We start from the raw sequence: 7,948 nt of genomic DNA, 5'->3' as shown, positions 1-7,948 counted from the left end.
ACCCGCTTCAGCCACTTCGCGGATATTCGCCAACCCAACCCCACCATCGACTTCCAGACGAATAGGCAAACCACTGGCATCAATCAGCGCGCGGGCTTCGCGCAATTTATCGAGGACATAGGGAATAAACGTCTGGCCACCAAACCCCGGGTTAACGGACATCAACAACAGCATATCCAACTTGCCCATCACATATTTGATATGGTCGAGCGAACTGGCAGGGGTGAGCACCAGACCTGCTTTGCAACCCTTATCCTTAATTAGCTGTAGCGACCGATCCACATGGCGCGAGGCTTCAGGATGGAAGGTAATGTAAGTAGCACCTGCATCGGCAAACTGGACGATTAAATCATCCACCGGTTCAACCATCAGGTGCACATCAATAGGGGCCGTAATTCCATATTTGCGTAGAGCTTTGCACACCATAGGGCCGACCGTCAGGTTGGGAACGTAGTGGTTATCCATCACATCGAAATGGATGATATCGGCACCAGCGGCGAGTACTGCATCTACCTCAGCACCCAAACGCGCAAAGTCCGCCGAAAGGATTGAGGGTGCTATTTTGTAATCTCGCTTAAAGTTCTGCATAAATGTCCCGATATTGATAAATGGCAGCCCGTATTCTACGTGATAAGGTTTGCCATCAAAACCCACCACTGAGCCAAACCATGCCAGCAATCACAGGCCTATGGCCAATTAAATTGATTGATCACCGAGCACGACTGATAAGTGTTGCGCTTGCCCTTTGCCTGCTACCCCTGGCTGCGATCGCGCAGGAACCGGAAGAAAGCGCCGAATCCTCCGTTGCGAGCAGCGCAATCAGTTCGATTAGCAAATCTTCCGAAGCGCCACTTTATCTATCGCGCGATATACGCGACAAAAGTTTGATCGCCGCGGTCATGGACGATGAAGCACAATGGTTGGAGACTGAGCACGGAAAAATTCTTGCGCTTTATCGCCCGACTGAGGCTAAAAAAACGCTCGGCGTTTTGATCCTGTTTCATGCGGCAGAAAACCCTCAACTCTGGCCACCCGCGCTGGAAAATCTGCGAGCGAACTTGCCACGCTATGGTTGGGAAACTTTGGCGATCAGCCTGCCACAACGTTATCCGGCCGCTGTTCCTGCGCGCCCTAGCTCATCCACCGCGAGCGCATCCACATCAAGCGCCACGGCAGAAGCTGAAACACCGGCAGAAACTCCCGCCGAAGAAGCGGTGGCGGCATCCTCATCCAGCAGCGCACCAAGCTCATCCAACGCAGCCTCTTCAAGCGTTGCACGCGATGTGCTAATCGCCACTTATGCCGATGCGGCGTTTAATTTTTTAAAAGAGAAGGGACAACTCAACACCGTAGTACTGACCGACAACAGCTCGGTGTTTCAGATTATGCAGGCACTAGCACCGCAAATTAAGGAAAACAGCCGCGACACAACCGTTGTTGATGGACCGCTACAAGCCCTGATTATCACCAACCTGCAGCAACAGGAGCCCATTACCAAGCAAGAACTGGAAACCATTTTTAGCGCGAAACAACTGCCTGTACTGGATCTCTTTTCCGCACCGATTGATGCAGAGCAAATGCAAGCAAGGGAACTGCACAGAGCAGTCGCGATGCGCAAGAAAGTGGCAGATTACCAACAACTGTTAATTGATGATCAACCCAAATCGGTCGAACAGGATCATCAAAGCTTTTTATTGGGAAGGGTGCGTGGCTTTATGCAGCAAAAAGCCAGCGGTACAGAATTAAAAGCGCAAAAGAACAATACCCAGCAATAAAACAAAACGGGATCAGTCAGCGACTGATCCCGTTTTGTTTTTACCTGCCAGATTCTGAACATCCGGTTCTGAATCTTGTAATCGCCACTCGTATGCATGACCTGATTAAGTGAAAATGGCGCGGTGAATTAGGCGCTTCCCTTGACCCTGCTTGGCCAACCTACCTTCCCTGACGACCTCCTTGTTAGAAGCTATTTTCAAGCAAACAGGGGAGTGACGATAGTCGCAAAATTCACTGAATCTTGTAGGAAATCAACTACAACTCGCTGCGGTATTTGGCTTATAACCATGCGGAAATCGGGCGGATATCAGGCCTTTTTGTAAGCCGCCATACGCTCATGCAACTCACCAAAAACGGGAGTAACTGCCCCGCGCGTCGCCAAATAATGCAGATTAAATAACTCGAAATAGTCCTGTAAGGCATTAGCCGCACGAACTTCACCCGCCATCTCCAAACAGAGCCCGGCCGCTTCAGCGGTGGACAAATAATGTTCCTGATGGGATTTTCGTACCGCATAACCGCGCACCAGCGCTTCAGGCAAGACCACACAGGGGATCTCCTCCAACCAGCGGCTCAAATGAAACATACGACCGCCCTGCTTCCAGGTTCCATCCAACAATACGAATGTCGTGATTTTGCCATCGTCCGGCAACTCCGTTACCAACCCCCGCTGTTTAGAACCTGTCTCCGTAGCATCTGCCGGAAACACAATCACACAGCGGCGACGAGGATCACCCAACAAATCCAGTAGCTCCTGCGCAGGCTCAGTACGACTCCAGCAAAAAACATGAGTCTGCTGCGGCAATAGCTCGGCAATCAAACGGCCGGTATTAGTTGGTTTGAATACTTCATTACGATGCATCAGCAATACAAACTCGCAGCGCGCCTCTAACTCTGGGCGCCAAGGGCAAATACACGCAAATACCGCTAACTGACAATGTTCACAGCGCACAACCGATTTACCGCGCGCAAGAAATTCGCGCGTGGATTCAGCCAAACGCTGCGCACGCAGGCGTAGATACTGATTGGAGAATTCACTGGCCATCAACAACCTACAGGGAGAGTTGGTTATACAAACATCAAATCAGAGACGAAAAAAAAGCGCTCTAATGAGCGCTTTTAATTTGGTGCCCTGGGCCGGACTCGAACCGGCACAGCATTCGCCACTACGACCTCAACATAGCGTGTCTACCAATTCCACCACCGGGGCATTAACTCTAAATTTACTCTTTCTTCTCTTCAGGCTGTGCGACTGCATCTGCAGAGACTGGAGCAGCTTCGGATTGCACAGCAGGTACATCAGATGTAGTCGCTGCAGGTACTTCGCTGGCAGGCACATCAGAAGCCGAGGGAACTTCTTGTTGCTGCACAGCGGGGACAACCAAGCCCTGCGTTGCTACTTTTGAATGATTTTTTGCAATGATTGCCAAACCAAAACTAGTGCAAAAAAATACAGTTGCGATTATCCAGGTTGCACGAGTAAAAAAATTACCGCTCCCCTCACTGCCGAATACAGTTTGCGAAGCGCCGCCACCAAATGATGCACCTGCTGCCGCGCCCTTACCTTGCTGCAACAAAATCAAGCCAATAATAGCCAGTGCCGCAAGCGAGTGAATAATCAGTACCAGTTTTTCCATTGCAAAGCTCTCTTGAGCGCTTGGTGTTTAGCTGATGAAATTAATCAGCAGCCCTACAGATTGCTAAAAACTCGTCAGCGTCTAAAGATGCGCCGCCAAGTAAGGCACCGTCTATATCGGGCAATGCAAACAACTGTTGTGCATTGTGCGCTTTGACGCTGCCACCGTACAAAACCCTGACTTTCCCAGCTAATTCACCCAGTTGTGCTCGCATAAAACGGTGCACTTCTTCTGCTTGTTCCGGTGTAGCTGTCTTGCCGGTTCCTACAGCCCATACAGGTTCGTAGGCAAGCACGGCATTGTTAAAAACATCTTTCCCTGTATGAGCAAAGACTGCATTGAGCTGCCGGCCAATAGTCTCTAACTGACGCCCTTGCTCGCGATCCTGTAAGGATTCACCTACGCAAAGTATCGGTATTAAACCAGCTTGCTGTACAGCGACAAATTGGCGAGCAACTTGCTCATCCGTTTCACCCTGCATTCGGCGGCGCTCATTGTGACCAATTATTACAAATTTGCAATCCAAATCTGCAAGCATTGATGCTGAAACTTCGCCTGTGTAGGCTCCCTTACCATGCTCACTTGCGGTTTGCGCACCCAGCAATATTGCTGAGCCAGATATCAAACTACCAGTGTGTATTAAATAAGGAAAAGGTGGACAAATAACCACATCTGCATTGTGCTCACCGTGCCAACCAGCCGCAACCTTGGCCAATAACTCTGCATTTTCATGCAGATTTCCATTCATTTTCCAATTGCCAACCACCAGTTGGCGACGCTTGGCGTTACTTGCTTTGTTCAACAGCAATACCTCCCCCAAAGCGGGCGCCAATGGTAGCTAAGAAGATTTGAACATACAACCCAATCTTCGCTTACACCCTGATTTTTATCTATTTTTTTGCGCTATAACCAGCAATATTGCCTTGAACACCGGGCATCTGAATATAAAATCTGCGCCTTGGCCAATTTTTAGGCGCAACTTTTTTACCCTGCCGCAACACAAAAGATTGGCATCAACTAAGTGCAGCCTCAACTGTTGCTGCCAATTCCTGAGCAAGCTCTTTCACCTGCTTTTTATCTTCACCCTCAACCATAACCCTAACTACGGGCTCAGTACCTGAAGGGCGCAATAACACCCGCCCGGTTCCAGCGAGTTTTTCTTCAGTTAGTTTTACTGCTTTTTGCACCGCTTCGTTACTGCCAAGATCTACCCGCTTAGCCATATGCACATTGATCATAACCTGCGGCAATTTATTCATCGCCTTCTTAATACGATGCAGCGAGTCTCCCATAGTGGTGATCGCCAGCAATACCTGGAGTGCGGAGATAATTCCGTCGCCCGTAGTAGTGACATTGCTGCATACAATATGACCGGAGTTTTCACCACCCAACCGCCAGCCATTACTGCGCATCATCTCGATAACATAACGGTCGCCGACTTTTGCACGCGCAAAGGGGACATTGAGCTTTTTAAGACCTAACTCAAAACCAAAGTTGCTCATCAAAGTACCGACCACACCATCGCAGCCGCCCGCATATTCCTGTTGATAAGCGGCAATGATGTAGAGCAGTTCATCGCCATCAACCAACTCTCCCTTGTGATCCACGAAGACTACGCGGTCGCCATCGCCATCAAAAGCGATACCTATATCCGCGCCCAATTCGACCACTTTTTCTTGCAACGCTTCAGGCTTGGTAGAGCCACAGCTGCGATTGATGTTGGTGCCATTAGGCTCAACAAACAGCGAAGTGACATGGGCGCCCAATTCAGTGAATACGTCAGGCGCTATGTTGTAAGTTGCACCGTTGGCGCAGTCCAGGACGATATGCATCCCCTTGAGATTAAATCCCCAGGGCATGGTGCCCTTACAGAACTCAATATAGCGACCCGATGCATCCGCAATACGGCGAGCTTTACCCAGCTTTTCGCCGGTGGACATGGGTTTTTCAAGTTGCGCTTCAATCAGGGTTTCCAATTCGTCGGGAAGCTTGCTGCCATTGCCACCAAAAAACTTGATGCCGTTATCGACATAGCTGTTGTGCGACGCGCTGATCACTATGCCGGCCTGAGCCTTAAATGTGCGCGAGAGATAAGCAACACCAGGGGTGGGCATTGGGCCAAGCAAGCCGACATCAACGCCGGCATTAATCAATCCAGCCTGTAATGCAGACTCAAACATATAGCCGGAAATGCGTGTGTCTTTGCCGATCAAAATCATGTTTTGGCCATCAAAACGATCCTTGAGTACACAGCCAGCCGCCCAACCTAACTTGAGCATAAAATCCGGAGTGATCGGGAACTCGCCCACCAAACCGCGAATACCATCAGTGCCAAAATACTTGCGAGACATAATTCCTTACTCCGCTAACAAAAAAATGCGCTGCGATTATTCAACCACAGCAGCGAGAACCTTTAATACATCTACCGTGGCAGCAACATCATGCACACGGATAATGGCAGCGCCGCGTTCAGCGGCCAGCATTGCCAAAGCCAAACTGCCCGGTAAACGCCCATCAACCGGACGATTGAGCAACTGCGCGACCATGGACTTGCGCGACATACCCACCAACAAGGGATACCCCCAGTCACCCAACTCCGGCAAGCGCCGTAAAAGCGCGAGATTATGCGCGAGTGTTTTACCAAAGCCAAACCCGGGATCGAGAATAATTCGCTCTGAAGGAATACCCTGTGCATGACAAGCCGCTATACGTGCGTGTAAAAAATCACTCACTTCTGCTATCACATCATCGTAGTGTGGGTTTTGCTGCATGCTGTCAGGTTGCCCTTGCATATGCATCAAACAGACAGGCAAACCGCTAGCAGCAGCAGCAAGCAATGCACCGTCACGCTGAAGTGCGCGCACATCATTAATCAATCCTGCACCTTTTTTTGCCGAGTCGGTGATCACACTCGCAGTGCTGGTATCGACCGACACTAATGCACCCAGTTTATCGACCAATGCCTCGACCACAGGGGCAACACGATCCAACTCTTCTTGCTCAGATACTGTTACGGCGCCCGGTCTTGTTGATTCCCCGCCAACATCAATGATCTGCGCGCCTTCTGCCATCATCTGTTCTGCGCGACGCACAACCAAATCCAGATTCAGCGCGCTGCCGGTGTAATAACTGCCTCCGTCGGAAAAGGAGTCCGGCGTAGTATTGAGAATTCCCATCACTACAGGGCGAGTGAGATCAAGTTGATGTCTACCGCAAATAAGAAGGGGGTTGTCAGGATTGGAATGCATTCAAATGCCTAAGCTATTTTTTGAGTTGATTAAAACTGATAGAGGGAAAAACAATAACCCCGAGCAAGCCCGGGGTTATTGTTGATAACGAATACGAAAAATTAATGCGTATTAGCTGGGCCGCCAATAGGGCCTGCAGGGGTTTCCCCAGATGCATCCTTATCGCGCAAATGGCTGTTGAAATCATCATCATTCCACTCGCGCGGCGGGCGCACTTTACGGCGCGCCATCAAATCAGCAACTTGCTCAGCATCGATGGTTTCATATTCCATCAAGGCATTTTTCATCGCTTCCAGAATATCGCGGTTATCCTCAAGAATTTTGGTGGCACGTGCATAGCAGTCATTAATAATCCGGCGCACTTCTTCATCGATATTGCGCGAAGTATCATCAGAGTATTGCTGAGTTGCCATACCAGGATAGGCACCCTCTTCCTCGCCGTAATGCAGTGGACCCAACTTGGCGGACAAGCCCCATTTGGTCACCATATTGCGTGCCAGCTGGGTAGCACGCTCGATATCATTCGACGCACCGGTAGTAACGCCATCGATTCCCAACGTCATTTCTTCTGCGATGCGGCCGCCAAAAAGCGTACACAAACGCGACTCCAATGAGCGTTTGCTATAACTGTATTTGTCTTCCTCGGGCAGATACTGGGTAACACCCAATGCGCGACCACGCGGAATAATAGTCACCTTATGCACGGGATCATGCTCTGGCACTACACAGCCAATAATGGCATGACCCGCTTCATGGTAAGCAGTGTTTTCTTTTTCCTTTTCGCTCATCACCATGGATTTGCGCTCAGCGCCCATCATGATTTTATCGCGCGCTTTTTCGAAGTCTTCCATAGTGACCAGACGCTTGTTGCCACGCGCTGCCATCAAAGCCGCTTCATTGACAAGGTTAGCCAGCTCAGCACCGGAAAAACCCGGAGTACCGCGTGCGATAACTGATGCACTGACACGATCCTCCAATGGTACTTTTCGCATGTGGACTTTCAGGATTTGCTCGCGGCCGCGAATATCCGGCAAACCAACATAAACCTGACGGTCAAAACGACCTGGGCGCAACAGCGCTTTATCCAGCACATCAGCACGGTTAGTTGCAGCGATAATGATTACACCATCGTTACCTTCAAAACCATCCATCTCGACCAACAACTGGTTCAGGGTTTGTTCGCGCTCATCATGACCACCACCATGTCCACCGCCGCGATGACGACCCACGGCGTCGATTTCGTCGATAAAAATAATGCACGGCGCCTGCTTCTTGGCCTGCTCAAAC

At 50.1% G+C, this 7,948-nt stretch carries 8 protein-coding genes and 1 tRNA gene; 1 reads left to right on the top strand and 8 read right to left on the bottom strand.

Going from position 1 to position 7,948, the window contains the following annotated elements:
* Nucleotides 1-588: ribulose-phosphate 3-epimerase (gene rpe, locus ACWA6V_RS13490; protein ID WP_449522979.1), on the bottom strand; the 588-nt coding region annotated here is incomplete at its 3' end.
* Between the two features lie 80 nt (nucleotides 589-668).
* Between rpe and ACWA6V_RS13485 the strand changes: the two genes are divergently transcribed.
* The gene (locus tag ACWA6V_RS13485) at nucleotides 669-1,775 is read left to right on the top strand and encodes a DUF3530 family protein (RefSeq protein ID WP_449522978.1); all 1,107 of its coding nucleotides are present in this window, start codon (nucleotides 669-671) and stop codon (nucleotides 1,773-1,775) included.
* 308 nt (nucleotides 1,776-2,083) lie between these two features.
* Here ACWA6V_RS13485 and ACWA6V_RS13480 read toward each other — a convergent pair whose 3' ends face one another.
* The 7 genes from ACWA6V_RS13480 to ACWA6V_RS13450 all read right to left on the bottom strand — a co-directional run.
* Entirely contained in the window at nucleotides 2,084-2,821 is a 738-nt protein-coding gene (locus ACWA6V_RS13480; RefSeq protein ID WP_449522977.1) for a tRNA-uridine aminocarboxypropyltransferase, read from the bottom strand.
* 80 nt (nucleotides 2,822-2,901) lie between these two features.
* Nucleotides 2,902-2,986 (bottom strand) — tRNA-Leu (locus ACWA6V_RS13475).
* 13 nt (nucleotides 2,987-2,999) lie between these two features.
* Nucleotides 3,000-3,413 carry a preprotein translocase subunit SecG gene (secG, locus tag ACWA6V_RS13470; protein WP_449522976.1) on the bottom strand — a complete coding sequence of 138 codons (414 nt, stop codon included), beginning with the start codon at nucleotides 3,411-3,413 and terminating at the stop codon, nucleotides 3,000-3,002.
* A gap of 40 nt (nucleotides 3,414-3,453) precedes the next feature.
* Complete coding sequence (gene tpiA / locus ACWA6V_RS13465; RefSeq protein ID WP_449522975.1) at nucleotides 3,454-4,215, bottom strand: triose-phosphate isomerase; 762 nt, start codon at nucleotides 4,213-4,215, stop codon at nucleotides 3,454-3,456.
* Nucleotides 4,216-4,426: 211 nt separating this feature from the next.
* Nucleotides 4,427-5,764 (bottom strand): phosphoglucosamine mutase, encoded by a 1,338-nt coding sequence (glmM, locus tag ACWA6V_RS13460; protein ID WP_449522974.1) that lies wholly within the window; start codon nucleotides 5,762-5,764, stop codon nucleotides 4,427-4,429.
* A gap of 36 nt (nucleotides 5,765-5,800) precedes the next feature.
* Nucleotides 5,801-6,661, bottom strand: a complete 861-nt coding sequence (gene folP / locus ACWA6V_RS13455; RefSeq protein ID WP_449522973.1) for a dihydropteroate synthase — start codon at nucleotides 6,659-6,661, stop codon at nucleotides 5,801-5,803.
* A 101-nt stretch (nucleotides 6,662-6,762) separates the two neighbouring features.
* Nucleotides 6,763-7,948 (bottom strand): ATP-dependent metallopeptidase FtsH/Yme1/Tma family protein (locus tag ACWA6V_RS13450; protein WP_449522972.1); only part of this gene is annotated, 1,186 nt, incomplete at its 5' end.

It is taken from the genome of Cellvibrio sp. (assembly GCF_053579595.1).
Note: the sequence above shows the minus strand (reverse complement) of the source record. Positions and strands in the feature narration are given on the sequence as shown.

Bases quoted from the DNA above. Each gene is read 5' to 3' on its own strand.
- secG (WP_449522976.1), bottom strand. From the start codon at position 3,413: ATGGAAAAACTGGTACTGATTATTCACTCGCTTGCGGCACTGGCTATT.
- folP (WP_449522973.1), bottom strand. From the start codon at position 6,661: ATGCATTCCAATCCTGACAACCCCCTTCTTATTTGCGGTAGACATCAA.
- ACWA6V_RS13480 (WP_449522977.1), bottom strand. From the start codon at position 2,821: ATGGCCAGTGAATTCTCCAATCAGTATCTACGCCTGCGTGCGCAGCGT.
- ACWA6V_RS13485 (WP_449522978.1), top strand. From the start codon at position 669: ATGCCAGCAATCACAGGCCTATGGCCAATTAAATTGATTGATCACCGA.
- glmM (WP_449522974.1), bottom strand. From the start codon at position 5,764: ATGTCTCGCAAGTATTTTGGCACTGATGGTATTCGCGGTTTGGTGGGC.